At 50.0% G+C, this 25,783-nt stretch carries 23 protein-coding genes; 11 read left to right on the top strand and 12 right to left on the bottom strand.

The window, feature by feature from the left end:
- Positions 1 to 7: 7 nt before the first annotated feature.
- Both gltB and ACR9Y8_RS17690 read right to left on the bottom strand, forming a co-directional pair.
- Positions 8 to 4,546 carry a glutamate synthase large subunit gene (gltB, locus tag ACR9Y8_RS17685; protein ID WP_481214571.1) on the bottom strand — a complete coding sequence of 1,513 codons (4,539 nt, stop codon included), beginning with the start codon at positions 4,544 to 4,546 and terminating at the stop codon, positions 8 to 10.
- Positions 4,547 to 4,884: 338 nt separating this feature from the next.
- Positions 4,885 to 6,384 (bottom strand): glycoside hydrolase family 10-like protein, encoded by a 1,500-nt coding sequence (locus tag ACR9Y8_RS17690; protein ID WP_481214572.1) that lies wholly within the window; start codon positions 6,382 to 6,384, stop codon positions 4,885 to 4,887.
- A gap of 129 nt (positions 6,385 to 6,513) precedes the next feature.
- Between ACR9Y8_RS17690 and ACR9Y8_RS17695 the strand changes: the two genes are divergently transcribed.
- Positions 6,514 to 7,545 (top strand): DUF3500 domain-containing protein, encoded by a 1,032-nt coding sequence (locus ACR9Y8_RS17695; protein WP_481214573.1) that lies wholly within the window; start codon positions 6,514 to 6,516, stop codon positions 7,543 to 7,545.
- On the opposite strand, the gene ACR9Y8_RS17700 is transcribed toward ACR9Y8_RS17695, so the two are convergent.
- Positions 7,539 to 7,994 (bottom strand): methylglyoxal synthase, encoded by a 456-nt coding sequence (locus ACR9Y8_RS17700; RefSeq protein WP_481214574.1) that lies wholly within the window; start codon positions 7,992 to 7,994, stop codon positions 7,539 to 7,541. The genes ACR9Y8_RS17695 and ACR9Y8_RS17700 overlap by 7 nt on opposite strands.
- 6 nt (positions 7,995 to 8,000) lie before the next feature.
- Positions 8,001 to 8,516 (bottom strand): ferritin, encoded by a 516-nt coding sequence (locus ACR9Y8_RS17705; protein WP_481214575.1) that lies wholly within the window; start codon positions 8,514 to 8,516, stop codon positions 8,001 to 8,003.
- A 165-nt stretch (positions 8,517 to 8,681) separates the two neighbouring features.
- Between ACR9Y8_RS17705 and ACR9Y8_RS17710 the strand changes: the two genes are divergently transcribed.
- From ACR9Y8_RS17710 to ACR9Y8_RS17720, 3 genes are all read left to right on the top strand, one after another.
- Complete coding sequence (locus ACR9Y8_RS17710; RefSeq protein ID WP_481214576.1) at positions 8,682 to 9,275, top strand: NifU family protein; 594 nt, start codon at positions 8,682 to 8,684, stop codon at positions 9,273 to 9,275.
- An 80-nt stretch (positions 9,276 to 9,355) separates the two neighbouring features.
- Positions 9,356 to 9,976: a nicotinamide riboside transporter PnuC gene (gene pnuC / locus ACR9Y8_RS17715; RefSeq protein ID WP_481214577.1), complete on the top strand. Its 621-nt coding sequence runs from the start codon at positions 9,356 to 9,358 to the stop codon at positions 9,974 to 9,976.
- Entirely contained in the window at positions 9,973 to 10,491 is a 519-nt protein-coding gene (locus ACR9Y8_RS17720) for an AAA family ATPase (protein WP_481214578.1), read from the top strand. Before pnuC ends, ACR9Y8_RS17720 begins: the two co-directional genes overlap by 4 nt.
- On the opposite strand, the gene mtgA is transcribed toward ACR9Y8_RS17720, so the two are convergent.
- A complete protein-coding gene (mtgA, locus tag ACR9Y8_RS17725; protein WP_481214579.1) occupies positions 10,481 to 11,191 on the bottom strand; it encodes a monofunctional biosynthetic peptidoglycan transglycosylase in 711 nt (236 codons plus the stop codon). The two genes, ACR9Y8_RS17720 and mtgA, sit on opposite strands and share 11 nt — an antisense overlap.
- 113 nt (positions 11,192 to 11,304) lie before the next feature.
- On the opposite strand from mtgA, the gene ACR9Y8_RS17730 reads away from it, so the two are divergent.
- On the top strand, positions 11,305 to 11,934 hold the full coding sequence (locus ACR9Y8_RS17730) for an L-threonylcarbamoyladenylate synthase (protein ID WP_481214580.1): 630 nt from the start codon (positions 11,305 to 11,307) through the stop codon (positions 11,932 to 11,934).
- Positions 11,935 to 11,950: 16 nt separating this feature from the next.
- Positions 11,951 to 12,223, top strand: a complete 273-nt coding sequence (locus ACR9Y8_RS17735) for a hypothetical protein (RefSeq protein ID WP_481214581.1) — start codon at positions 11,951 to 11,953, stop codon at positions 12,221 to 12,223.
- A gap of 53 nt (positions 12,224 to 12,276) precedes the next feature.
- On the opposite strand, the gene ACR9Y8_RS17740 is transcribed toward ACR9Y8_RS17735, so the two are convergent.
- The 3 genes from ACR9Y8_RS17740 to polA form a co-directional block, all read right to left on the bottom strand.
- Entirely contained in the window at positions 12,277 to 13,419 is a 1,143-nt protein-coding gene (locus ACR9Y8_RS17740; protein WP_481214582.1) for a C1 family peptidase, read from the bottom strand.
- Positions 13,420 to 13,578: 159 nt separating this feature from the next.
- Positions 13,579 to 14,133: a GNAT family N-acetyltransferase gene (locus ACR9Y8_RS17745; protein ID WP_481214583.1), complete on the bottom strand. Its 555-nt coding sequence runs from the start codon at positions 14,131 to 14,133 to the stop codon at positions 13,579 to 13,581.
- Positions 14,134 to 14,366: 233 nt separating this feature from the next.
- A complete protein-coding gene (gene polA / locus ACR9Y8_RS17750; protein ID WP_481214584.1) occupies positions 14,367 to 17,192 on the bottom strand; it encodes a DNA polymerase I in 2,826 nt (941 codons plus the stop codon).
- A gap of 100 nt (positions 17,193 to 17,292) precedes the next feature.
- Between polA and ACR9Y8_RS17755 the strand changes: the two genes are divergently transcribed.
- Positions 17,293 to 17,622 (top strand): arsenate reductase family protein, encoded by a 330-nt coding sequence (locus ACR9Y8_RS17755; protein WP_481214585.1) that lies wholly within the window; start codon positions 17,293 to 17,295, stop codon positions 17,620 to 17,622.
- Positions 17,623 to 17,784: 162 nt separating this feature from the next.
- Here the strand turns inward: ACR9Y8_RS17755 and ACR9Y8_RS17760 are convergent, their stop codons facing one another.
- Positions 17,785 to 18,876 carry a glycosyltransferase gene (locus tag ACR9Y8_RS17760; RefSeq protein ID WP_481214586.1) on the bottom strand — a complete coding sequence of 364 codons (1,092 nt, stop codon included), beginning with the start codon at positions 18,874 to 18,876 and terminating at the stop codon, positions 17,785 to 17,787.
- A gap of 364 nt (positions 18,877 to 19,240) precedes the next feature.
- On the opposite strand from ACR9Y8_RS17760, the gene ACR9Y8_RS17765 reads away from it, so the two are divergent.
- From ACR9Y8_RS17765 to ACR9Y8_RS17780, 4 genes are all read left to right on the top strand, one after another.
- The gene (locus ACR9Y8_RS17765) at positions 19,241 to 19,489 is read left to right on the top strand and encodes a hypothetical protein (RefSeq protein ID WP_481214587.1); all 249 of its coding nucleotides are present in this window, start codon (positions 19,241 to 19,243) and stop codon (positions 19,487 to 19,489) included.
- A gap of 303 nt (positions 19,490 to 19,792) precedes the next feature.
- A complete protein-coding gene (locus tag ACR9Y8_RS17770; RefSeq protein WP_481214588.1) occupies positions 19,793 to 20,932 on the top strand; it encodes a formimidoylglutamase in 1,140 nt (379 codons plus the stop codon).
- 44 nt (positions 20,933 to 20,976) lie between these two features.
- A complete protein-coding gene (locus ACR9Y8_RS17775; protein ID WP_481214589.1) occupies positions 20,977 to 21,870 on the top strand; it encodes a YitT family protein in 894 nt (297 codons plus the stop codon).
- Positions 21,871 to 21,895: 25 nt separating this feature from the next.
- A complete protein-coding gene (locus tag ACR9Y8_RS17780; protein ID WP_481214590.1) occupies positions 21,896 to 22,738 on the top strand; it encodes an alpha/beta hydrolase in 843 nt (280 codons plus the stop codon).
- Position 22,739: 1 nt separating this feature from the next.
- On the opposite strand, the gene ACR9Y8_RS17785 is transcribed toward ACR9Y8_RS17780, so the two are convergent.
- The 3 genes from ACR9Y8_RS17785 to ACR9Y8_RS17795 are packed head-to-tail and all read right to left on the bottom strand — an operon-like array spanning position 22,740 to position 25,731.
- Entirely contained in the window at positions 22,740 to 23,156 is a 417-nt protein-coding gene (locus ACR9Y8_RS17785) for a hypothetical protein (RefSeq protein WP_481214591.1), read from the bottom strand.
- A gap of 50 nt (positions 23,157 to 23,206) precedes the next feature.
- Positions 23,207 to 24,490, bottom strand: coding sequence for a M16 family metallopeptidase (locus ACR9Y8_RS17790; RefSeq protein WP_481214592.1), 1,284 nt, complete (start codon positions 24,488 to 24,490; stop codon positions 23,207 to 23,209).
- On the bottom strand, positions 24,487 to 25,731 hold the full coding sequence (locus ACR9Y8_RS17795) for a M16 family metallopeptidase (protein WP_481214593.1): 1,245 nt from the start codon (positions 25,729 to 25,731) through the stop codon (positions 24,487 to 24,489). The genes ACR9Y8_RS17790 and ACR9Y8_RS17795 overlap by 4 nt, the downstream gene beginning before the upstream one ends.
- Positions 25,732 to 25,783 lie beyond the last annotated feature (52 nt).

Below are 25,783 nucleotides of genomic sequence, written 5' to 3' on the forward strand. Positions count from 1 at the left end.
TTTACGGTCAGGACTTCTTTACTTTCTGACCTTCCGATTCTGACTTCCCTATTTTCAGCACGGCCTTGTATTCTTTCGGGAACACCTTCACAAAATGGCGTAACTGATTTTCCCAGTCCTTTAATATAAATTTAGCCACCGTACTGTTGGTATATGCATGATGCTTGGTGATCAGATCATGCAGACGGGCTATATCTTCCTGATCCAGCGGATCGAGATCTATCATGTCTTTGTTGCAACGGTTGGCGAACACGCCTTTCACATCGTACACGTAAGCGATACCACCGCTCATGCCTGCGCCGAAGTTGCGGCCGGTTTCGCCCAGGATCACTGCCCTGCCGCCGGTCATGTATTCGCAACCGTGGTCGCCTACGCCTTCCACTACTACGGTAGCGCCTGAGTTACGCACACAGAAGCGCTCACCGGCCTTACCGCGGATATATGCTTCGCCGGAGGTAGCGCCATAGAAGGCCACGTTACCGGCAATGATGTTCTCTTCTGCCTTGAACCCTGCTTCAGCAGAGGGATAGAGGATCAGTTTTGCGCCTGAAAGGCCTTTACCGAAGTAGTCGTTCGCTTCGCCTTCCAGCTCCAGTGTTACACCGCGTGTGTTGAAGGCGCCGAAGCTTTGACCGGCGGAGCCCAGGAATTTAAAGTGGATCGTATCTTCCGGCAGCCCTTCGCCTTTGTAGCGCTTGGATATTTCGTTGCTGAGGATCGTACCGATGGTACGGTCTGTATTCCTCACACTAAACTGCTGGAACACCCGGGTTTTCTTTTCCAGTGCGGGCTGGGCGGCTTTCAGCAGCTGCCAGTCCAGTACTTCACTGATACCGTGGTCCTGTTCTTCCTGTTTGTACAGGCCTACTTCAGGGCCGGCGGGCTCTCTATATAATATCGGAGAAAGATCGAGGTGTTTGTATTTCCAGTGGTCAATTCCTTCGCGCACCTGCAGGTTCTCTACCTGGCCTACCATTTCATTTACGGTACGGAAGCCCAGTTCTGCCATGATCTCGCGCAGCTCTTCCACCAGGAACTTAAAGAGGTTCACTACATTCTCAGGGTCGCCGGCAAAGCGCTTGCGCAGTTCGGGATCCTGTGTGGCTACACCTACAGGGCAGGTATTGAGATGGCATTTACGCATCATGATACAGCCTTCTACCACGAGGGCAGCGGTAGCGACGCCCCATTCTTCGGCACCCAGGAGGGTGGCGATAGCGATATCGCGGCCGGTTTTCAGCTGTCCGTCTGTTTGCACCACTACCCTGCTGCGCAGTTTGTTGCGTACCAGTGTCTGGTGGGTTTCAGCCAGGCCCAGCTCCCAGGGCAACCCAGCATGTTTGATAGAGCTGATGGGAGATGCGCCGGTACCGCCATCATGGCCGGAAATCAGCACTACATCTGCGTGGGCTTTAGCCACACCGGCAGCGATGGTGCCAACGCCTGCCTTGGATACCAGCTTAACGCTGATACGGGCGGCACGGTTAGCGTTCTTCAGGTCAAAGATCAGCTGAGCCAGATCCTCGATAGAATAAATATCGTGGTGCGGCGGCGGAGAGATCAGGCCTACACCCGGGGTGGAGTGGCGCACTTTTGCGATCCAGTCGTCCACTTTATGGCCGGGCAGCTGGCCGCCTTCGCCAGGTTTGGCACCCTGGGCCATTTTGATCTGTAATTCATCTGCATTGGTGAGGTAGTAGCTGGTAACCCCGAAGCGGGCGCTGGCCACCTGTTTGATAGCAGAGCGCATGCTGTCGCCATTAGGCAGCTGCTCGTAACGGATCTCATCTTCACCCCCTTCACCGGTATTGCTCTTGGCGCCGATACGGTTCATGGCAATCGCCAGGGTGGAGTGTGCTTCGTGGGATATGGAGCCGAAGCTCATAGCGCCGGATGCGAAGCGTTTCAGGATCACTTCTGCGGATTCTACCTCATCGATAGATACGGAAGGGCGTGTACGTTTGAACGTGAACATGCTGCGCAGGGTGGCGGCTTTTTCACTTTGGTCGTTCACGGCCTTGGAGTATTTTTTAAAGATGCTGTAATCTCCCATGCGGGTGGAATATTGCAGCAGGTGAATGGTTGTTGGATTAAAGAGGTGGAACTCACCTTTACGTTTCCACTGGTAGATACCACCAACGGTTAGGCGTTGTACAGGTGTTTCCTTGCGGCCGTAACCCATCCAGTGTTTGGCCAGGGTTTCGCGGGCAATCTCGTCGAGGCCCAGACCCTGCAAACGGGAAACGGCGCCAACGAAGTATTTGTCTACCACACTCTGATTAATGCCCAGGATTTCAAAGATTTGAGCGCCCTGGTAAGATTGCAGGGTGGAGATACCCATTTTGGAGAACACTTTCAGCAGGCCTTCGCAAACGGCTTTTACGTAGTTCTTTTTGAGTTTATCTACATCGAGCTCGGTATCCAGTTTGCCGCTCAGCTTCATATCCCGGATGGTGCTCAGCGCCAGGTAGGGATTAATAGCGGTTGCGCCGAAGCCCAGGAGGCAGGCGTAGTGATGTACTTCCCACACGTCGCCGGCTTCTATGATGATGCCAACCTGTCCACGCACCCCTTTACGGATAAGGTGGTGATGTACTGCGGAAGCAGCGAGCAGGGAGGGAATAGGAGCGTGCTCAGAATCAATGGCGCGATCGGAGAGGATGATCACTTCGAAGCCGTCTTCCACTGCATCTACTGCATAGCGGCAAAGGCGGGCCAATCCTTTTTCGAGGGAGCCGGGCTTGCCGTCTGCCTTGAAGTAGGTCTGTAATGTTTTGGCCTGAAAGATACCGGTATCGATACTGCGAATCTTCTCCAGCTCGTGATTGCTCAGGATCGGGTGGCGCAGGGCCAGCCCGTGGCAGTGCAGCGGATCTTCATCCAGCAGGTTGCCGTTGTTGCCCACGAAGGTAGCGAGTGACATTACCAGTCTTTCGCGGATAGGATCGATGGGCGGGTTGGTTACCTGTGCGAACAGCTGTTTGAAATAGCTGCTCAGGTGCTGGGGCTGATCGCTCAGGATGGCCAGCGGTACATCGGTACCCATGGAGCCTACGGGCTCTTTGCCATCTATGGCCATGGGGGCGATGATGTGCTCCAGATCTTCGGTGCTGTAACCGAAAGCGCGCTGGTATTTAAAGATCTGGTCGTGCTCCAGGTGAGTAAATGTCACGCGGGGCTCGGGCAGTTCTTCCAGGCGGATCTTGTATTTGTTCAGCCATTCAGCGTAAGGCTGCTGGGAACAGATGGTCTGTTTCAGCTCCTCATCGCCAATGATACGGCCCTGGTCCATGTCTACTATAAACATTTTACCGGGCTGCAGGCGGCCTTTTTCTTTTACGTTCTTGGGATCGATGGGCAATACGCCGGCTTCTGAAGCCATGATCACCCGGTCGTCTTTGGTTACCACGAAGCGGCTGGGGCGCAGACCGTTACGGTCCAGTGTGGCGCCGATGATCTTACCATCTGTGAAGGAGATGGAAGCAGGACCGTCCCAGGGCTCCATCAGGGAAGCGTGGTATTCGTAGAAAGCTTTCTTCACCGGGTCCATGTCTTCGTTGCCGTCCCATGCTTCGGGGATGAGCATCATCATTACATGGGGCAGTGAGCGGCCGGTGAGGGTGAGCAGTTCTACTACGTTATCGAGGCTGGCGGAGTCTGACTGGCCTTCTTCTACGATAGGCAGCAGCATATCCATTTCCTCTTTGGAGAAATATTTAGTTGCAAAATCCCTTTCGCCGGCGCGGAGCCAGTTCAGGTTCCCTTTCAGGGTATTGATCTCACCGTTGTGCGCGATATAGCGGTATGGGTGAGCCAGTCTCCAGCTAGGGAAAGTGTTGGTAGCGAAACGGGAGTGGATCAGTGCAAAGGCAGACACCATTTTCTCATCGCTCAGGTCAGGATAGTAATGCCTTACCTGGTAAGTGGTGAGCTGTCCTTTATATACGATCGTGTTAGAAGAAAGAGAAGCTATATAGAACAGTGCTTTTTCCTTAGGTACGGTATTGCGCACTGTTTTAGACACATAGTTACGGAGAACGAACAGTTTACGTTCGAAGGATTGCTGGTCGGAGATCTGGTAAGGGCAGGCAATAAACACCTGTTCTATTTCCGGTTCTACGGAAAGAGCGCTTTCACCAATGCCATCAGGGCGTACCGGCACTTTGCGGTATCCCAGTATATCGAGGCCCAGCTTTTCGGCTGCGCGGTTGATTATTTCGCGACATTCTTCGCGCCAGCGGGGTTCTTTGGGGAAGAACACCATGCCTACGCCATATTTACCGAATTCCGGTAATGCGAACCCCATTTTGAGGCACTCGTCATAAAAAAACTCATGCGGCATCTGAATAAGAATGCCGGCCCCGTCTCCGGTAGTACGTTCACAACCGCAGGCCCCACGGTGTTCCATGTTTTCCAGCATCGTCAAGGCATCCTTTATGATCTGGTGGGATTTACGGCCTTTGATATGGGCAGTAAAACCAGTTCCGCAGGCATCATGTTCAAATTCCGGACGATAAAGGCCTTCCTGTTTTCTCACTTTTCGCATTCATTTAGGTTTTTGTGTCGGGTACACTACACCTGAGCGCTTAAGCAGCCGGGTGAGGTACCGTAATTGTTTCGGGAACGGTTTAAAGATACTAAAGGAATGCGGTATTTTTTTTATAAACATTTGTTTATAGGGAAAAATTTAGAAAAGATTAAAAAATTACAGGAATTGATTGGAAATTAACAAATTTTTGACGGCTCTGAGGGACGGGCGGGGATACACGAATGGCGGAATATAGGCAGAGGCAGGACAGGCAACTGACCCGGCCTGCCTCATATAGTAAATTTAATTTGAATATTAATAAAGGTTCTTTTACATGAAAGTGTTATGGCATCTTCTCAGGGGAATTCAAAAACTGCTTTACCGTTTACCACTTTCACCTCCAAAGATTCGCTGCGCAGGCTTTCATTTTGCAGACGGTTCAGCGCGGTTACCACGTAAACATAGTTATGCCCTTTCTGATAAGTATAGTCAGTATACTGAGGATCAGGCATTTGCTCAACGATGGCCAGGATCTTTGTGGGATCACTTACGTTAATCGGTTCGGTGCCTTCAAAGCGGTACAGTACATATTGTTTGGTGCGCTGCAGGGTATCGTCGTCTGACCAATATACCTGCAGGCCGTTGGCCCTTTCAAAGGCATCAATAAAATAGGGCGCTTTGGGGGCTTCCTGGCCCTGGAGCCAGGGCATGAGGGGGCGCAGGGCCGGATAGCGGTAGAGGTGGTTATGCAGGCTGTCTTCTATCCCCAGCGGGTTGCCGGAGAAAGACTTCGCGCTGTAGAAAATACTTCCCTGTATGGTATTGAGCGTGCGGGCATCGGTGATCTGTCTGGGCAGTTCATTGGGATTGCGCCAGATGGCGCTACTGTTAATGCGGTACACCCCGTGCCCGATATAAACATGACGCCCGTAGCCGTGCTGCGCCCACCAGTTAAGCAGCACCTCATAGGCCACCAGGCGGTGTCCATGTTCCCAGTATAGCTGGGGTGCCACATAATCTATCCACCCGTTCTTCAGCCATTTCAGCACGTCTGCATAGAGATCGTCGTAGTTGGTCTGGCCGCCATGGGTGTAGGAGCCTTCCGGGTCCCGGTCACGGTTGCGCCATACGCCGAAGGGGCTTACCCCGAATTTCACCCAGGGCTTGGCTGCTTTGATGGCCAGGTTCAGCATCTGGATAATGGTATCTACGTTATGGCGGCGCCAGTCATCTTTAGACAGCTGGCTACCATAGAGGCGGTAAGAATTGTTGTCAGGAAACTCTTTGCCGGGAATACGGTATGGGTAGAAATAGTCGTCGAAATGTACCGCGTCTATATCATAGCGCTTCACCACATCGGTAATGATCTGCGTAACGTAAAGCCGTACATCCGGTATCCCGGGATCGAAGTATTTGCGGTCGCCATAGGTGAGGAACCACTGTGGCCTGAGCCGGGTAATGTGATTAGGTGCAATGCTGCTGCGGCCGATATTGAAAACCGCCCGGTAAGGGTTGAACCAAGCGTGGAACTCCATGCCGCGTTTATGTGCTTCCGCTACCATGAATTCCAGCGGATCGTAATATGGGTTAGGCGCCTGGCCTTGTGTGCCGGTAAGGTATTCGGACCAGGGCTCGAAGGGCGAGGAGTAAAAGGCATCGGCCACGGGGCGTACCTGCACAACAACTGCGTTTATGCCGTTGCGCTGTTGCCGGTCGAGCAGATCTATAAATTCCTGCTTTTGCTGTTCTGTACTCAAACCCCTGCGGGACGGCCAGTCAATATTTTCTACAGTGGCGATCCATACTGCCCTGAGCTCGCGTTTGGGAGGCAGCTGTGCATAAACGGAAGTCATCATGCAACCCGTTAACAGCATAGCTGCGGCTAAATGCTTCAATATCATCTACAAAGCGGTTACTTTAAGCTGCTAAAACTGCGAAAATAAGTAAATGGATTTTATTATTTTGTTGGAAGAAATTCCACGTCTATGGTACGGAAACCTTCGATATACAAATTGCTGCTGCCTGGGCTACTGTTACTGGCCGGCTTAACAGGCCATGCGCAGGCGCCGCATGATATTACCGCCGCAGCGCAGGCGTTTATGCAAACGCTGGATGCAACAACAAAAGAGCAGGCCGTATTTGCCTATGACGATGCCGAACGCGTCAACTGGCATTTTGTGCCCAAAGCCCGAAAGGGGCTGCCTTTAAAGGCGATGAACAGCCAGCAGAAAGCGGCGGCCCTGCGCCTGCTGCAAACCTGCATGAGTGCGCAGGGTTATCAAAAGGCCACTTCCATCATTGCCCTGGAAAACGTGCTGAAAGTACTGGAGGGGCGGGCTGCTGATGACGATTACCGCGATCCGGGTAAATATTATATCAGCATTTTTGGCACACCTGACCCCAAAAAACTATGGGGCTGGCGAATAGAAGGCCACCACGTGGCCCTGAACTTTTCTTCTGTCAATAACAGCCTGGCAGCGGGTACGCCCGCCTTCCTGGGATCTAACCCGGGCATTGTACCTTCGGGCGCTGAAAAAGGGAAGCAGATATTGAAACAGGAGGCGATGCTCGGATTTGAGCTGCTCAGCTCACTGGACAAATCGCAGCAGGAGCAGGCTATTATACAAACCGAAGCTCCCGGTGATATAATTACCGGCAACCGTCGCAAAGCAATGTTGCTTGATCCGCCGGGGCTGGCGTTTTCAAAAATGAAGCCGCGGCAGCAGCAATTGCTGAAACAGCTGGTAGGCGTGTATATTGACAACTATACCAAGCTGTATGCGGATGTATTGCTAAAAGAGATCACGGCAGCCGGCTGGGACAATATGCATTTTGCCTGGGCGGGTGTACATGCCTGGGGCGGAGGACATTATTACCGGATACAGAACCCGGCCATTCTCATTGAATACGATAATACCCAGAATAACGGCAACCACGTGCATACCGTGCTACGCGACCTGAAGAATGATTTCGGGGACGCCCTGGAAGAGCATTACCAGGCGGCGCACCTTCACTGAACTTTTCTACCCAGGTATTGGGAATAATCCGGCAGAATGGCTTCGTAATCCTGATGCATCAGTGGCGAAGTAAGCAGGAAATCTGCGGTGGTACGGTTACAGGCCATCGGGATGTTCCATACTGCGCAGAGACGCAGCAAAGCCTTGATATCAGGGTCGTGGGGCAAAGCTTCCATAGGGTCCCAGAAGAAGATTACGGCATCCAGCTGGCCTTCGGCCACCATGGCGCCAATCTGCTGGTCGCCTCCCAGGGGGCCGCTGAGCATTTTGCGCACCGGCACATCCAGCTGCTCTTCCAGGAGCCGGCCGGTAGTGCCGGTGGCATACAGTTCATGACGGCTTAGTACCGTTTTATTGTATACGGCCCACTCTATGAGCTCGGGCTTCTTATGGTCGTGGGCAATGAGCGCCACGCGCTTGCGCGCCTTTAATGTCTTAACAGATTGCATACTGGTTTATCTTCTGTCTTCCGTCTGGAGGGTTGCCATATCCCGGTCAAAGATATACATGCCTCCCTTATCCTCCCCTATCAGTTTCAGTTTATCAAGTATCTGGGTGGCCATTTTTTCTTCTTCGATCTGTTCGCTCACATACCATTGCAGGAAGGTGTGCGTGGTATAATCCTTTTCCTGCAGGCAGTGATCTACCAGTTTGTTGATCTCGGTAGAAACCAGGATCTCATGGCTGAGCACCAGCTCAAAAATCTCGAGGATGTTTTTGAACTTTAAAGCCGGTTGTTTGAGCGTGGGCACTATTCCATGACCGCCGCGGTCGTTGATGAAACGGATGAGTTTGAGCATATGTATCCTTTCCTCGTCCGAATGGCGGTACAGGAACTGGGCTATGCCATTATAGCCCTGCACTTCGGCCCAGGAAGCCATGGCGAGATAATACTGGGAAGACTCCGCTTCCAGCTGCACCTGCTCGTTCAGGGCTTTTTCGGTGCTTGCAGCAAGTTTTTTATAGAGCATGGGAAATGGTTTAAAGGCGTTTGCTCAAATGCATTATTCTGTACGAATATAATCATTTGCCTATAAGGTTATTGCAAAAATCGATGGAATTCGGGGTCAATTATGCTCCCAGTTCTGGCTGAAAGTTGCTACCTTTGCGTAGATTAAGAGTTAAATAAGAAAAAAATGATCAAAACAGGTAATCCCATCATCAGCATATATACGGAAATGACGCCGAATCCGGAAACCATGAAGTTTGTGGCCAACAAACTGCTGTATCCGGGCAAAAGCATAGATTTCCCTGATGAGGCCAGCGCGAAACCTTCGCCCCTGGCAACGGAGCTGTTCAGTTTTCCCTTCATTAAGGGCGTTTTCATAATGGCTAATTTTGTTACCCTGACCAAAACCGCTGAAACTGACTGGATGGACATTATCCCCACGGTAAAAGCTTTTCTGAAAGAATACCTGGAAGATAACCGTCCGATCATTAACGAAGACGAGATCGTAGTTAAGGCGGCAGCCAGCAATGAAGTGAGCGCTGATGACAGCGATGTGGTAAAACGTATTAAAGAATTACTGGAGAACTACGTGAAGCCTGCCGTAGAAATGGACGGTGGCGCCATTCAGTTCAAAGACTATAACGAAGGTGTAGTGAAACTGATGTTGCAGGGTTCCTGCTCCGGTTGTCCTTCTTCCATGATCACCCTGAAAGCAGGTATTGAAGGTATGATGAAGCGCATGATACCTGAGGTAAGGGAAGTAGTGGCAGAAGCAGAATAAGCCATAGTTGAGAAGAATGATAGTGTTAAAAGGAGCACAGTCTTAGCGGCTGTGCTTTTTTATTTTTGCATATTTGCACCATGAATTTTCAGGCCATATACCAAAGCCTGCTGGAGGGCATTCATGCCATGAGCTGGCTGGAAATAGTTGCCGCGCTGTTTGGCGCCATCAGCGTTATCTGCAGTAAACAAAACAGCATCTGGCTTTACCCTACCGGACTGGTTAGCACAGGCATATATACATACCTGTTATCCCGCGAACAGTTCCGGCTGTATGCCGAAGCCACCCTTAATGCTTATTATTTTATAATGAGCGTATACGGGTGGTACCACTGGGCCCATAAAGACAAGCAGCAGCATACGCCTGCCGTGGCCTGGGCCAGCCGCAGGGAATGGACGACCGCGACACTCATAGCAGTGGTTGGCTGGGCGGTATTCTACGTATTGCTGCGAAACTTTTCCAATTCTGATGTGCCACTGGCGGACGCCTTTGTATCTGCCACCGCCTGTAGCGGCATGTGGCTGCTGGCCAAAAGAAAGATCGAGAACTGGATCGTGCTCAATATATCGAACCTGGCCGCTATTCCCTTGCTGTTCCATAAAAGGCTGCTGCCTACGGCGCTGCTTACCATTTTCCTGTTCATCGTGGCAGTAATGGGTTATTTCAGCTGGAAAAAAATATTGGAGGAACAACCCGCATGAAGAAAGTAGTTGTAATAGGACCGGAATCTACGGGGAAGAGCACACTGAGCGAAAAGCTGGCCGCACATTTCAACACCGTGTGGACACAGGAGTATGCACGGGTATACCTGGATGAGTTGGGGCGCCCCTATGAACAGCATGACCTGTGGGAGATTGCTAAGGGACAGCTGCGGCTGGAAGATGAGAAAGCCCGGCTGGCCAACAGGCTGCTGATCTGCGATACAGACCTGTATGTGCTGAAAGTATGGAGTGAACATAAATACGGGCAGGTGGATCCACGCATACTCGAGCAGATAGCTGCCCGGCCTTATGATCTTTACCTGCTTACTTATATAGACATTCCCTGGGAGGAAGATCCGCAAAGGGAGTACCCTGATCCGCAGATGCGGGAATATTTTTACCGTATTTACCGGGATATTGTGGTCAATGCAGGCGTGCCCTGGGTAGACATCAGGGGCAGCTATGAGGAAAGAGAAAAGGCTGCCATCGCAGCCCTAAATAAGCTTATTCTTTAATTAGCCCGGCAATGTCCGGATCGGCGGCAATGTTGCGCATCTGCTGCAGGATCCGGCGTTGACGCCAGGCAGTGATGCGGGCGGGCGGTACTACCGTGTATTTAACCGGGTTAGGCAGACAGGCGGCGATCATAGCAGCCTGTTCACGGCTGAGGTTAATGGCGGGCTTGAAATAATATTCCCGGGAGGCGGCTTCCACGCCAAAGATGCCGTCGCCGGTCTGGGCCACATTCAGGTACACTTCGAGGATGCGGCGTTTGCCCCAGATCTTTTCTATCATGAATGTGAAGTATACTTCCAGGCCTTTCCGGAACCAGCCCCTTCCCTGCCAGAGGAACACATTTTTTGCCACCTGCTGGCTAATTGTGCTGGCGCCCCTGATCTTCTTGCTTTTTTGATTGTGCTTCATTGCCTTTTCGATGGATTTGAAGTCGAATCCATCGTGGTCCGGGAAGAGCTGGTCCTCACTGGCGATCACAGCGAGCTTGGCGTACTGGGAAATGTCTTCTGCATTGGCCCACTTCTTCTTGAAGTGCTTGTCAGTACCCCAGAGGCTGAACCAGCTGGAGATCATGGTAAGGGTGATTGGCGGATTGACCCAGCGCAAGAGGATAATGTAAACAAATTGAGCAATGAACATTATCAGCAGTATGCGTTTTACTTTTCTCCATGTTCTGGGAACAATACCTTTTAATTCCATCCAGGTTGTTATAGGTTTAGAAAAAATCGGGACGAAAGTTAGGGAAATTTTAGTTTAGGAAATGGTACTACCTTTGTTATGAAAAGTAATTTTTCATCATTCAATCGGAATTCATGCTTCTGAAGGTTCATCCGCAAAATCCGAATCCCCGCCATTTAAAGACGATCGTTGAGTGTTTACGAGGCGGCGGGATGATTATTTACCCAACGGATACGGTATATGGTATGGGGTGCGACATCTTTCAGCCCAAGGCCATAGAGCGTATTTGCCGTATCAAACAGATAGATCCGAAAAAGGCGCAGTTCTCCTTTATCTGTCATGATCTGAGCCATTTGTCAGACTATGCAAAAAGTGTAGACACGCCGGTGTTCCGCATCCTGAAGCGTGCGCTGCCCGGGCCATATACTTTTATACTGCCGGCCAGCAAACAGGTGCCTAAAATGCTGAAAACCAAGAAGGATACTGTGGGTATACGTGTGCCGGACAACAATATCTGCCGCACTATTGTGCAGGAGCTGGGCAACCCGGTGATGAGCACTTCCCTGCCTATTGAACATTACGTGGAAGAATATACTGATCCGGAGATCATTTATGAGAAGTTCGGGAAGATGGTGGATATCGTAGTAGATGGAGGTACTGGAGGCACCACCTTTAGTACTGTGATAGATTTTACGGGGCCCGAACCGGAGCTGATCAGGGAGGGCGCCGGCAGTACTGAGCTGCTGGGTCTTAAGATCTCATAAACAACGACAGTGCAACATGCAACGTATCTTATTCATAATGATCCTTTTGCTGGCAGCCAAGCTGGCGGGGGCACAATCCCTCAAGCCGCTGCAAAGGTCGGATTCAACGCTTAAGGCGCCCTTGCCGGCTTATTTGCTGACACCCAGGAGTATGGCGCCCAACGGGTATTACCAGCAACATTTCGGGTATTTCTGTAAGAAGGAATGGGCCTGGGAGAAACGGACAGGGGTGCCAGTGAAGGTAAGGCTGGGGAATTACGAGTATACGCAGAAGATAGAAGGAAAGTAAATTTCAAATCCCGATGACCAAATTAGAGTTTGGTCATCGGGATCTGTCAATTTCTATTTTATACCCATTTTCTTCGCTATATCAGCCGGGATGGCTTTTTTATTCACCATGATATTGGTGGTTTTGTAAGCAAAGTAGGGAACGGAAGCGTAAAAGTAGCCGTTGCCCGGGTTATCTGTGCCCCAGGAGTTTTTTACACGGAAGTATTTGTTCCCGTTCTGGTCTTTGGCAAGGCCAACGATGTGCATGCCGTGGTCGTCCTGTGTTTCGAAGTCGTCGAAAGCGTGCTGGCGTACTTCGGGAGTGATCTCCTTTTCCTTGCCGGGTACTTCAAACACTTTTTTCCTTTCATCAGGCGTCATATCTGCCCAGTCTTTATCTGGTACGATGGCCAATCCGTCGCGGAAGCTGAAGTATTTCTCGCTTACATCAGCGGCCCAGGCAACCGTGTAGCCGTTGTTGATCGCATTTTCGGAGATGCTGATCAGATCATTAAGGGGTACGTTGTATACCTTTTCCCAGTTCCAGTTATCCGGCACTTCCAGCACAAACTGCTCATAGTAAGGATGGTGGGTGAAGGAAGTAAGGATCACGTAGTCGTCTGCGTTAAGGCCCAGTTCTTTAGCAAAGCTTTGCGGAGTGTAGGATTTGCCGTTAAAGGTGAACTGTTCCGGCGCATCGCCCATATAGGCGTTGATCACACCATCAAAAGCTTTCTGCCAGTTAGGATTGATCACTCCTTCGTTTGCGGCGGTGGTTTTTACCAGTCCCTCGAGCAGGCTTTCCATTTCAGCATGGTTATACATTTTATCCCGGTTGCCGTCGTATACATTCTGGGGCACCAGTCCGTATTTGCGCAGGCATAAAAGATCGTCGGGGAAGCCGCCGCCTTCGCCGAAGTTGGCCTTGCCGTGCATGCGCACATAGTTAGCGGCTTTGAGCGGGTACATTTTGCGCACTACGAACATTTCGCTGAGGTTAAGGCCTTTGTCCTTACCGTTGTGCAGCAGTTCTGACTCGAAGAAAGAGAGGCCCGAGAAAGACCAGCAGGTGCCTGTACGGCCCTGGTTCTGCACATCGTAGGCGTCGAGATTTTTAATGGTGGTGAACTGATACTGACTGCCCTCCTTATTGGTGTTCTGTGCCATTGCTGCGGTACAGGAGAAAACAGCTGCACACAAGATCCATTTTTTCATTGTTAATTTTTGTTTGTTAAGCGTAGTTGTTTTGGTAGCTGCGAGCCTTAGGGCTCAGCGGTGCCAAAAATAAGGGAATGCAGGAAACAACCCACAAAAAAGTGGGATCAACGGCGGCTGATAGCTGCCGGTGGATGCGGATCAGTTGTTGGCGAGGCTTTATGAGCGGCTTTGAAGGGCGTTCTTTTCGAGCAGGGCTTCGTATTGCTCGCGCGTGATGGCCCATTGCCAGAGCTGGTCGTCCTCTTTATCGGATATTTCGCCTACGAAATGCATACCCGATTTCTGGAGGATCTTGACGGAGGCGTTATATTCTTCTTCCGTGTGGGCCACTACCTTGTTTACATAGGTATGGCCAAAGGCGAAGCGTATGAGCGCTTCTGCCAGTTCTGTACCGTAACCCTGCTCGCGGTAAGCGGCAGCAATTTCGTAGCCTATTTCCACTATTCCTTCTTCATTGGGGCGACCTTTAAAGCCGCCTGCGCCTATCAGGCGCCTGTCCAGGCGGTGCACTACCAGGTAAAAGAACCAGCCCAGCATGGAGGGGTCGTTGCGGAGTTTATCGTAGGCTACGAGCACCATTTCGGGATACTCGGTCCAATATTCGGGGATATCAATGCCAAGGAGTTCTCCCAAAACATCATTGCCCTGCAACAGCGCTTCAAAATACTGCAGGGAACACGGTAATATTTGTAAACGTGATGTTTGGATCATGATTGAAAGCTAGTAAACGTAATTGGGAAATACAAGTATTCTAAGCGATTAAATGCTAATAAATTACCGGGTGATAATGGGAGTTTTTTATGAAATAAAATACAAAGTAAAATTGAGAAATCATAGCACTTTTTTTAACAGCCATTAGCCCTTAGCTATTAGTTCTTAGCAGTAACGGATCTGGAACCCGACAATCTGCTAAGAGCTAATAGGTAAAAGCCAGCAGCTTGCAATTAATGTGCTTCCAGCCAGTTCTGGCCGGCGCCTATTTCCACTTCTACCGGAACGGCTATGGGAAGGGCGTTACGCATAGATTCGAGGATAAGGGGTTTGACGATCTCCACTTCATCGCGGTGGGCGTCAAACACCAATTCGTCATGCACCTGCAGGATCATGCGGGAGCGCAGATTATGTTCCTTAAAGGTTTTATGTACCGCTATCATGGCAAGCTTGATCATATCGGCAGCAGTGCCTTGTATAGGCATGTTGATGGCGTTGCGTTCTGCATAGCCTCTTACTACTGCATTGGAGGAATTGATATCTTTCAGCCAGCGTTTGCGGCCCAGGAGCGTTTGCACGTAGCCGTTCTTCTTTGCAAACTGTACCTGGTTCTCCATGTATGACTTGATGGAAGGGTATTGTGCGAAGTAGTTATCGATGAGTGTTTTGGCTTCAGAACGGGCAATGCCCAGGTTCTCAGAGAGGCCAAAGGCGCTTACTCCATAGATGATACCGAAGTTTACGCTTTTAGCATTGCGGCGCATATCTGAAGTTACCTCACTCATTTCCAGACCGTACACCTTGGCGGCGGTAGCAGCGTGAATGTCGAGCCCTTGCCGGAAGGCCTCTATCATATGTACATCTCCGCTGATGGCAGCAATGATGCGCAGCTCTATCTGTGAATAATCGGCAGAGAGCAACACGAATTCTTCACTGCGCGGCACAAATGCTTTGCGCACTTCACGACCTCTGTCTGTACGAATGGGAATATTCTGCAGGTTAGGGTTATTGGAGCTCAGGCGCCCCGTAACCGCTACTGCCTGGTTATAAGAAGTATGCACACGATTGGTGCGCTGGTTGATCATTAACGGCAGCGCATCTACGTAGGTGGATTTCAGTTTGCTAAGTTCACGAAACACGAGAATGTCTTCAACGATCTTGTGCTTGTGGGAAAGCTTTGCCAGCACATCTTCTCCGGTGGCATACTGGCCGGTGCGTGTTTTCTTGGCCTTCGGATCCAGCTGCAGTTTTTCGAACAGCACTTCTCCCAGTTGCTTGGGGGACGCCAGGTTGAAGCGAACGCCCGCCTGTTGGTATACACTTTCTTCTGCGCGCCTGATCTCCGATTCCAGTTCACGGGAGTAGTCTGCCAGGGCCTGGGTATCGATGCGGATACCTTCGTATTCCATGTCTGTAAGCACTTTTACCAGCGGATTCTCTACATCATAGAATACTTTATCCACACTTCTCTGCGTGAGCAAAGGAATGAATTTTTCTTTCAGCTGCAGGGTAATGTCTGCATCTTCAGCAGCATATTCCTTGATCTTCTCCAGTTCCACATCGCGCATGTTGCCCTGGTTCTTGCCTTTTTTACCGATCAGCGTTTCTATGGATACAGGTGCATATTGCAGGTATTGGGCACTGAGCAGATCCATGCTACGACGGCCTTCCGGCTCGATGAGGTAATGCGCCAGCATAGTGTCGAATATAGGTCCTTTGATATCGAGGCCGTACCATTTGAGCACGATCATATCGTACTTGATGTTCTGGCCAACAAAGGTGATCTGTTCATTTTCGAAGAGCGGACGGAAGGTTTCCAGAATGGCTTTGGTTTCCGTTTGATCGGCAGGAACGGGTACGTACCACCCTTCTGCCTTGCAGCAGGCGAAGCTCATGCCTACCATTTCCACCGCGTTAGCGTCTGTACCGGTGGTTTCTGTATCAAAGCAAATCTCTTTCTCTTTCATGAGGCGGGCGATCAGCGCTGCTCTCTTTTCGGCCGTATCAACCAGGTGATAGGTGTGCGGTGTGTTGTCGATATTCTTGTCTGCCAGCAGTACGTTGATACCGGTATCCGGCGTTTCATCGCGATCGGTCAGCACGGAAGCGTCTTCCACGATATTACCAAAGAGATCCTGCTGCTGGGTTTTGGCTGGCAGGGGCGCTTCGGTATTTACTGCGGAGAAGTTATCGCCCAGGATCCTTTTACCAAGGGTTTTGAATTCCAGTTCGGTAAAGATCTCGGTAAGTTTTTCCTTGTTGGGCTCTTTGATGCAAAAGTCTTCTTCATGGAAAGTAACCGGTACATCGGTGATGATGGTGGCCAGCTGTTTGGAGAGGACGGCATCTGCAGCGCCGGCCTTTATCTTTTCTCCCATTTTACCGCCGATGGTATCTGCGTTGGCCAGTACATTTTCCAGGCTATGGTACTGCGAGAGCAGCTTCATGGCTGTTTTTTCGCCAATGCCGGCAATGCCGGGGATATTGTCCACCGCGTCGCCCATTAAGCCCAGGATGTCTATCACCTGGTTCACGTTAGTGATCTGCCATTTATCGCAGACCTCACGGGGGCCCATGATCTCTTCCTTATTGCCCTGGTAGGGCGGTTTATAAATGAATACGTTCTCTTTTACCAGTTGGCCGTAATCTTTGTCGGGCGTCACCATGTATACGGCGTAGCCTGCATCTGCGGCCTGCCAGGCGAGCGTGCCGATGACATCATCTGCTTCATAGCCGTCTGATTCTATTACCGGGATATTGAAGCCTTCTATGATGCGTTTTATATCGGGCAAGGCATCGATCAGATCCTCCGGTGCTTCCTGGCGGTTGGCCTTATATTCAGCAAAGGAAGTATGGCGGTCTGTGGGCGCCATGGTATCGAAGGCCACTGCCATATGGGTGGGCTTTTCTTTATTGATCAGGTCCAGCAGGGTGGAGGTAAAACCAAACTGCGCGTTGGTATTACGTCCTGTGCTGGTAAGCCGGGGGTTTCTTATCAGTGCATAGTAGGCACGGTAAATAAGTGCCATTGCATCCAGTAAAAACAGTTTCTTTTGCATGCGCTAAACCTACGTGAAAATGTGGAATGTGCAAAGTTAGGAGATTAAAGTTTGAAAGTTTTTGCCCGGGGCTGTAAGTTTGACGGTAATTTATCGAGAAATGAAGAAACTATATCATTTATCTACCTGCAGTACGTGTAAGAAGATCATAGCCGATACAGGGATCAAGGAAAAGGGGTTTGTGCTGCAGGACATCAAGACGGAAAAGATAACGCCGGCGCAGCTGGATGAGATGGCAAAGCTGGCGGGAAGCTATGAGGCGTTGTTCAGCCGCCGCAGCCAGCAATTCAGGCCTATGGGGCTGCATGAACAGACGCTGACGGAGGAGGATTACCGCAGGCTGATATTACAGGAGTATACTTTTTTGAAACGTCCGGTGGCTATTGACGGAAAGAAGATCTTTATCGGGGCGGAGGTGAAGCACCTGTAAATGAGCGGGCCGACCAAAAGAATAAGTAATGATACTATTTTAACAAATATGCTTGAGCCTGGCCAGAGTCTAGGTGAAGCCTGGGAGAAGCCTGTCTGAACCCAAAGAGAAGACTGTTAAAAAAACATGCGTATTTATTTACTTTTGGTCGGCCACAGCATATCAACACATCAAAAACTTGCGGACTACTTCTTTATACTGTTCCATATCCTGCTCATGCTGGAAAGAGCGGAAAGGAAAGGCAGCCGCGCTCTCCAGCGCATTACGCAGATTGAATCCTTCCTGCGGCAGGCTGTAGAAATATCCTTTTTTCATAAGATACTCCCCCAGGTATTCCTGCTCGGATTGTCCCGGTGTAGGTACCAGGATGGCCTTTTTATCCAGCTTGGCCAGGTCCATCAGGGTAGTATAGCCGCTACGGCTCAGCACCATAGAAGAAGCCAGCATGGCTTCGTTCAGCTCCTCCGCATTGAGGTGGTTCACTTGCAGCACGTTTGGCGTGATCTGCTCCCGTTGAGGCGTACCCGGTTTGCCACTTACAATAAGGGCGCGGACCGGGAGCTCTTTGATCTGGTCGAGGATCAGCTTTTCGAGTTGGGAGCGTTGCGGTTCCGGGCCCGAGATCAGTACCAGCAGATCATACAGCTGGGGAACGCCTTCCCGGGGCTTGAAGCGGCTCAGGCAGCCCAGGTAAGTGGTATGCGGGGGTAGCTGGCCAGGATGGGCCAGTATGCCGGAAAGGTTATTATCGCCTGCAAAGTCTGGTATCCAGCAGGCGCTGTACTTCCGTATGTAGCGATAGTTGAGCTGCTGCAGCAGCCGCTCTGTAAAGCCGCCGAAAGGCGTTTTTATCAGCAGCTGGTGCGAGATGAACACGCAGGGGATCCGGGAATGGTATAGCCCGAAGCGGTTATCTGAAATAACTGCCTGGATGCCATGGGTTTCCACGGTTTTTTGCAACCACTGCTGTTCGTAACGGATGGCACGTAATATCTTAGGGATCTGCTGAATGATCTTCCAGCCAAAGAATTTGCCCTTTTGTGCGTATTGTATCCGGTAACCTGGTAGTGGTAGCAAGGTAAGTTGCGGAAACTCCTGCTGCAACAAGGCGGCGTGTTTGCCCTCGGCCGCAATAACCACCTCGCATCCAGCGTTTAATATCTCGTAGATGAGCGGAATATCGCGCGTTGCATGTCCAAGGCCCCAGTCAAGCGGTACTACCAGTATTTTTTTAGATGCAAAGCTTGTGGACAAATATTTTAAAATTTTTTTGCGAATTTAGCGTAAATTGGAGTAGGTGTATTGTTAAGAAAAGGTAAACTCTTCGGAGAGGCAAACAAAGAGACGAATTAGTAAACATACGTATGAAGCAATTTAAATGGCTGTTGATCTTTTTTTTGTGCGGAAGTCTTGTAATGCAGGGTTGCAATGTTTTTAAGAAGAACGATTGTGGTTGCCCAACTATGAACAAAAAACGCATGCATTGACACGTATGCACTGACACCCGTAATTAAAGAGAACACCTTACCGTAATTGGTTAAGCACTATACCTGCCACCCTATCTTCCTATTGAAAACCCGGGTTAAAAAATTATAGGGAACGTCAAACTTTATTTTTCATGAAACCTGTAGAGAGGGATTTATTGATCTTGCTGCATGAGGAGCGTTATAACGAGCAACAGATCCAGTTTGCGGTAAAACAGATAAGCGAGATGCTTACAGTGGTAGAAACAATGGACTACCTCTGCGCAGTGATGGAAGTAGTTGATTGCAACAAGAGCCGGGTTACCAGCAAGCGGTCAGTACTGGAGAAAGTGTTTTCCAGGAAAACGCAGCGCCCATTCGAATTTGTGATCCATAAGAACTGATCTCAAACGTTTGAGGAGATTGAACGTTTGAGCATCTGAAAAGTTTTAGATTAAGTTTGTATCAGCCTCAGTAATGAGCAGGCGGTAAATTGAACGGTAAGCAAACACTGTCGGGACCAAGTTAAGACAGCTACTATCAAAACACGGTATACTCCACTATACAAGTAAAGGCTTACAATTATATTCCCAGCCTATCTGCCCGGACGGGCGATCTATGTACCTAAATTCAAAATACGGTCTCTTCCTTTTTCTCACTTTTAAAATCTTGTTGTAGGTTTGCCTGCAAACAAACAACTTATTGTAATGGCGGACTTTACGCACCTGCAAGATTTTTTACAGCCTGTTTCCCGCGCATATCTGAACGATGACCAGGAGTACGATGAAAGCCAGATAGGCAGCATTACTGACCTTTATGAAGAAGGCCACACCCCCGACCTGGAAACGGCAGATATTATATTGCTGGGCGTAGGAGAAGAACGCGGTTATGGGCCCGGTAAAAAGGGCACCGATGCGCCGGATATTATCCGCAGAGAATTTTACCGTTTATATTACTGGCACAAAGATGTAAAGATTGCCGATCTTGGCAACCTGCAGCAGGGCCAAAGCCTGGGAGATACTTATGCTGCCCTCAGAACGGTATTGGGAGAGCTGCTGCATACACATAAGACCGTTATCATACTGGGTGGTTCGCACGATCTTACCTATGCTCAATACCAGGCCTATGCCACACAGCAGTACGTGATAGAAGTAAGCGTGGCTGATGCCCTGATAGATCTGCAGGAAGAGAGCCCCATTCCTGCCGCCAGCTTCCTGATGAATATGCTCACGGAGCAGCCTAATTACATCCGTCATTACAATCATATCGGCTTCCAAAGCTATTTTGTACATCCCCGTATGCTGGAAACACTGGACAAACTGCGCTTTGATTGTTTCCGCCTGGGCAAAGTAAGGGAGAACCTGGAGGAAGCAGAGCCAGTACTGCGCAACACCGATTTGCTCAGCCTCGACATTAACATTATCAAGCATACAGATGCCCCTGCCAACAGCCTTTCACCAAACGGTTTCAGCGGCGAAGAGGCCTGCGCGCTTTCCCGTTACGCAGGTATGAGCACACAGCTCAGCTCTTACGGCATTTATGGCTATCGCCCTGCTAATGATACCAACCATCTCACTGCAAAACAAATAGCGCAAATGCTGTGGTATTTCATGGATGGGCGTTCTGTTAGAAATAAAGAAGCCTTGCTGGAAGAAAGGGATGCCTTCTGGGAATTTCATATAGCCTTTGCTGATATAGATACCGTATTTCTTAAAAGCAAGAAGACCGGTCGCTGGTGGATGCAGCTGCCGGGCAAGGACTTTGTGCCCTGTGCATACAGCGATTACCTGCTGGCCAGCAACAACGAGATACCGGAAAGATGGTTGAGGCACCAGGAAAGAATGTGATAACAGCCGTATAGCAGATACACTTATACCTTACCAACATTGTTATGACTACTTCGAGAAGAGAGCGCCTGGCGCGGTTAAATTTTATACACAACACGCAGGATGTTGTATTGATCGTTATCGGTGTGTTGCTGGCCGCTGTTGGATTGAAGGGGTTCCTCCTGCCCAATGGCTTCCTTGACGGCGGGGTAACCGGTATCTCCCTGCTTATTAACCGGCTCACCGGTATATCCATCTCTTTGCTGCTGATCCTTATCAATATTCCTTTTATATTGCTGGCCTACAAACAGCTGTCGCTCTCCTTCACCATAAAAGCGCTGGCGGCTATTGCCGGCCTGGCTGCTGCGCTGGTATTCATTAAGGTGCCGGTAATCACGAGCGATAAACTGCTGATCGCCATCTTCGGCGGCTTTTTTCTTGGCGCCGGTATAGGCATGAGCGTTAGAGGCGGTGCAGTACTGGATGGGACGGAAGTGCTGGCCCTTTACATTAACCGCAAGACAGTGCTCACTATGGGCGAGGTGATCATGTATTTCAACATACTGATCTTCGGGGTAGCCGCCATCCTGATCAATATTGAAACAGCCATGTACGCCATGCTTACCTACCTCTCCGCTTCCAAAACCGTAGATTTTATTATTTCGGGTTTTGAAGAGTATATTGCGCTTACCATCATATCGCGGGAGAGTGAATTAATCCGCAAAACCCTTACCCTGAAAATGCGCAAAGGGGTGACCGTGTTCAAAGGCAAGAGCGGGTTTGGCAAACGGGGTCATGTAGAATCGGAAATAGACATTGTGTATACGGTGGTTACCCGCCTGGAAGTGCACAGGATCCTGGACGAGATTGAGAAGATAGACGGGAAAGCGTTTATCGTGCAGCATAATATAAATGATACCAAGGGTGGGATGATCAAGCGGAGGGCAACGCATGGGTAAAATGTAGATTAAAATAAATAATTCCATGGTGAAAAAATTACTGGTTGCCGTTCTGCTGGCAGGCTTCACTTTCTGCACAAAAGCACAGGAAAAGATCTATCTGTACCCGGAACAAAAAGACCTGCATATAGGCGGGCGGGATAAGGTACAGGAAGCGCCTTTCATTGAACATTTCAGCGCGGGCCGTAAGAACGGAGCCGCTGTGCTGGTGATACCCGGTGGCGGCTATACTTTTCTGGCAGACGGGCATGAGGGGAAAGATATAGCACAGTTTTTTACCAGTAAAGGGTATGACGCCATTGTGCTGCACTACCGCGTAAATGATGATGCACAGCAGGGCGCGCGGTATCCCGCTCAGTATAACGATGCCACACTGGCTATGCGCATGGTAAAGTCAAAGGCGGCCGCCTGGGCACTGAACCCTGACAAGATCGGCGTCATCGGCTTTTCTGCCGGCGGGCACCTGGCTTCCTGTGTGGCTACAATGATACAACCGGATACCAGGCCCGCTTTTGCTGTATTGGTATATCCCGTGATCAGTATGGATACGCCCTATAGACATGCGGGCAGCGCTACGATGCTGTTAGGCCCACGGCCTGCTCCAGGCATGGTAGATTCGCTGAGCACACAAAACCGTGTGAGCGGGCAAACCCCTCCTACTATGCTGATACATTCCACAGACGATACGGTAGTGCCCATTGAAAACAGCCTGTTATTTTATAATGCATTGCGTGCGCACCATGTGCCGGCTACCCTGCACGTATATGATCACGGCGGACATGGCTACGGCCTTGGGGTGAAAGACCCGGTGCTCAACAGCTGGCCGGAATTATGTATTACCTGGTTACAGGGCCTGGGAATAAAATAGGTTAACCCGCTGTTGGATAGCTTTTTATCAAAGCAGTTACCCGTTCTTTTATGTAGGCCGCTTTCTGATCGGTGGAGATAGCCTGGTCATCCAGTCCGGCCAGGGTTTTAGTACGGAATTTCTCCACCCTTGTATCCAGCAATTTGAAATAGGATGCTTTCCTTTCCAGCCAGTCGCTTTGGTCTACCTTTAAGTTACGGCGGCGGGTAGTATCCAGGCTGGTGTATAGCTGGCGGTATACAATATCCAGCATGCTGTCCATCTTATGATAATATTCCAGGGCACAACCGTAAGCATAGCGGCTTTGAGCAAGGCAAAGCTGGTAGTTCCTTTCCAGGGAGTCAACAGCAGCCCGCCGGGTCTGGGCAAAGGTGCGGACGCCTACCAACAGTGACAGGAAGAGTAGCAATTTTCTCATAGGCTCGTCTATTAGGGTAATAGCAGCCGCAAAGATATGACAATTACTACTTATATAACTACCAGTTCGTAAAAGTCGGCCGGAGACAGGTACTGTTTGGCCAGGTGCTGTAGCTCTTCTGCTGAAATAGTTTTAATAACGTTGATATTGTTGTAGAAATAGTGCTCATCCAGATCATTGAGGATCAGGCTTTTCCAGCGTTGTATCAGCTGGAAGGCGCCGTCAAGGTCGCCGAGGATGGAGCCTATCATGTAGTTGCGTACCAGGTTCAGCTCTTCTGCCGGTACGGGCTCGTTCTGCAGGCGGATCAGCTCTTTATATACCTCGTCAATGGTTGCTTCGCATACATCCCGGCCGGCTTCGGTTTGGATATTGAGGGCGCTGATCTGACGGAAGTTATAGAGCTGGGAATGAATGCCGTAAGTGTAACCTTTTTCCTCCCGTATGTTGCTCATTAACCTTGAGCCGAAATAACCGCCCAGGATGGTATTGAGCACCATCATTTTAGGGAAGTCGGGATGGTAGCGGTTTGGGAAATGCCTCGCCACCCGTACGGCGCCCTGTACGCCATTTTCATCGTTAAAGATGCGGTGTTTTTTCTCGTCAGCCATCTGCACGGGCAGTTCAGGGCGGATCAGGTGTGTATCGCCATTCCACGGAGTGCTGCCGAAATACTGGTTCAGCAGCGTGATCATGTTGGCGGGCAGATGACCGGCCACAAAGATCTTACAGTTATTGTAGGTGTAATGTTTCTGGTAGAAGGCCCGCAGGCTTTCGCTTTGAAGGGCATCATAGGCCATCATGCTGCTGATGCGGCCGTAGGGATGGAATTCTCCGAAAAGGTACTTATCGATAAAACGGTTGGCCACAAAATCGCACTTCTGCAGGTTGACGGCCAGGCGTTGCTTCATGTTCTGCTGGTAGATGGCCAGTTCCTCCGGTGAGAAGGCCGGGTCAAGCAGCACCTCCTGCAACATAGGCAGCAGGGCTTCCGTATGTTTGGTAAGACAGTGAAGCGTGTAAGTGGCGTTTTCATGATAGCTGTTACGGTTCAGGTAAGCGCCATAATATTCTATGCTCTCATTTATTTCAAGCGCTGAGTGCCTGCTGCTGCCGTTCTTCATCAGGAAGTTGGTGGCAGAGGAAACGAGGCTCTCCTGCTCATACCAGCTGCCTGCTGGAAAGATCATTTCCAGCTGCAGGGTATCCTGTTCATCGCCTTTTATAACGTAAACGGGTATACCATTATCCAGCGTGTATTTTTCGTATGGCTTCAGTGTTATATCAAACTCCACTGCATCCTTGATAGCAGGGGCTATTTTTCTATTGATCATATCTGGTTATCTGCGTAGTAATAGATAGTGTTGGAATTGTTGTCATCAAAGATGATACCGGCTTCGCGATGAATATCAGCTGTGGTAACAGCCTCATAGTTATCGAACTCTGTGTTCATCAGTGCAGCATCGCCCAGTAATTCGTAAAAGGCAAGATTATTGGCGCGGTTCAGCAGGCTCATATCTTCAAAGGCCAGCATGCTTTCCACACGGTTCTTCACTTTCTGCAGTTCTCTTTCAGGGATCACGGTCTGCTGTAGTTTAAAAAGCTCTTCCTGGATAGCTTTTTCTGCATCCTTCATTTTAACGCCTTTTACCAGCTTACCTTCAATGGTGAGCAGGCCGGCGTCTATGCTGCCAAAATGGTAACATTCTATGTTGCTGAACAGCTTCTTTTCTTTTACCAGTACCTGGTGCAGGCGGCTGGAGCTGCCTCCGCCCAGTACGTCGGAAACCAGGTCTGCCGCATAGTAGCGTTTGTCTTGCCGGGGATAGATATGGTAGCATTTATACAGCGCATCCAACGGAACATTGGCTTTTATCTCCAGCTTGTGTGCAGCGGACTGTTTAGGTTCTACAGGCAGGTTGCGATGATATTTTTCCCCGGAAGGAATATCGCCAAACCATTTTTCAGTCAGGGCTTTCACCTGTGCTGTGGTGACCTTTCCTCCCACCACGAGAATGGCGTTGGCCGGGCAGTAGTGTTTGGAGAAAAAGGCTTTTACATCCTTCAGGGTAGCGTTTTCAATGTGCGAAAGCTCTTTGCCGATGGTCATCCAGCGGTAGGGATGCGTGCTGTAAGCCAGCTCCCGCATCTTATGCCATACATCGCCGTAGGGCTTGTTGATATAATGTTCCTTGAATTCTTCACTTACCACTTTGCGCTGCACATCCAGGCTTTTTTCGCCAAAGGCCAGCGACAGCATGCGGTCGCTTTCCAGCCAGAAGGCTGTTTCAATGTTCTCCGCCGGCAGTGTTATATAGTAGTTGGTAAGATCGTTGGTGGTAAAGGCATTGTTTTCCCCGCCGGCCATTTGCAGCGGTTCATCATAATCCGGGATGTTAACAGAACCACCGAACATCAGGTGTTCGAAGAGGTGAGCAAAGCCGGTACGTTGAGGGTCTTCGTCGCGTGCGCCTACGTCGTAAAGTACATTCAGCACAGCCATTGGAGTGGTGTGGTCTTCATGCACAATTACCCGCAAACCATTGTCCAGTGTGAATTTATTATAATGGATCATATTCGTTTATTGGTTAATATAGATGATCCCGCCGTAAGCGGGAACAATGCAA

The sequence above is a fragment of the Chitinophaga sp. SVR4-12A genome (assembly GCF_056754765.1).

Coding starts and splice junctions, on each gene's coding strand:
- ACR9Y8_RS17700 (WP_481214574.1), bottom strand. CDS start 7,994: ATGCAATCTGTTAAGACATTAAAGGCGCGCAAGCGCGTGGCGCTCATT.
- ACR9Y8_RS17780 (WP_481214590.1), top strand. CDS start 21,896: ATGGTGAAAAAATTACTGGTTGCCGTTCTGCTGGCAGGCTTCACTTTC.
- ACR9Y8_RS17720 (WP_481214578.1), top strand. CDS start 9,973: ATGAAGAAAGTAGTTGTAATAGGACCGGAATCTACGGGGAAGAGCACA.
- ACR9Y8_RS17795 (WP_481214593.1), bottom strand. CDS start 25,731: ATGATCCATTATAATAAATTCACACTGGACAATGGTTTGCGGGTAATT.
- ACR9Y8_RS17710 (WP_481214576.1), top strand. CDS start 8,682: ATGATCAAAACAGGTAATCCCATCATCAGCATATATACGGAAATGACG.
- ACR9Y8_RS17745 (WP_481214583.1), bottom strand. CDS start 14,133: ATGATCCAAACATCACGTTTACAAATATTACCGTGTTCCCTGCAGTAT.
- ACR9Y8_RS17770 (WP_481214588.1), top strand. CDS start 19,793: ATGGCGGACTTTACGCACCTGCAAGATTTTTTACAGCCTGTTTCCCGC.
- pnuC (WP_481214577.1), top strand. CDS start 9,356: ATGAATTTTCAGGCCATATACCAAAGCCTGCTGGAGGGCATTCATGCC.
- ACR9Y8_RS17765 (WP_481214587.1), top strand. CDS start 19,241: ATGAAACCTGTAGAGAGGGATTTATTGATCTTGCTGCATGAGGAGCGT.
- ACR9Y8_RS17705 (WP_481214575.1), bottom strand. CDS start 8,516: ATGCTCTATAAAAAACTTGCTGCAAGCACCGAAAAAGCCCTGAACGAG.
- ACR9Y8_RS17730 (WP_481214580.1), top strand. CDS start 11,305: ATGCTTCTGAAGGTTCATCCGCAAAATCCGAATCCCCGCCATTTAAAG.
- ACR9Y8_RS17735 (WP_481214581.1), top strand. CDS start 11,951: ATGCAACGTATCTTATTCATAATGATCCTTTTGCTGGCAGCCAAGCTG.
- ACR9Y8_RS17775 (WP_481214589.1), top strand. CDS start 20,977: ATGACTACTTCGAGAAGAGAGCGCCTGGCGCGGTTAAATTTTATACAC.
- ACR9Y8_RS17755 (WP_481214585.1), top strand. CDS start 17,293: ATGAAGAAACTATATCATTTATCTACCTGCAGTACGTGTAAGAAGATC.
- ACR9Y8_RS17790 (WP_481214592.1), bottom strand. CDS start 24,490: ATGATCAATAGAAAAATAGCCCCTGCTATCAAGGATGCAGTGGAGTTT.
- mtgA (WP_481214579.1), bottom strand. CDS start 11,191: ATGGAATTAAAAGGTATTGTTCCCAGAACATGGAGAAAAGTAAAACGC.
- gltB (WP_481214571.1), bottom strand. CDS start 4,546: ATGCGAAAAGTGAGAAAACAGGAAGGCCTTTATCGTCCGGAATTTGAA.
- ACR9Y8_RS17690 (WP_481214572.1), bottom strand. CDS start 6,384: ATGATGACTTCCGTTTATGCACAGCTGCCTCCCAAACGCGAGCTCAGG.
- ACR9Y8_RS17785 (WP_481214591.1), bottom strand. CDS start 23,156: ATGAGAAAATTGCTACTCTTCCTGTCACTGTTGGTAGGCGTCCGCACC.
- ACR9Y8_RS17740 (WP_481214582.1), bottom strand. CDS start 13,419: ATGAAAAAATGGATCTTGTGTGCAGCTGTTTTCTCCTGTACCGCAGCA.
- ACR9Y8_RS17695 (WP_481214573.1), top strand. CDS start 6,514: ATGGTACGGAAACCTTCGATATACAAATTGCTGCTGCCTGGGCTACTG.
- polA (WP_481214584.1), bottom strand. CDS start 17,192: ATGCAAAAGAAACTGTTTTTACTGGATGCAATGGCACTTATTTACCGT.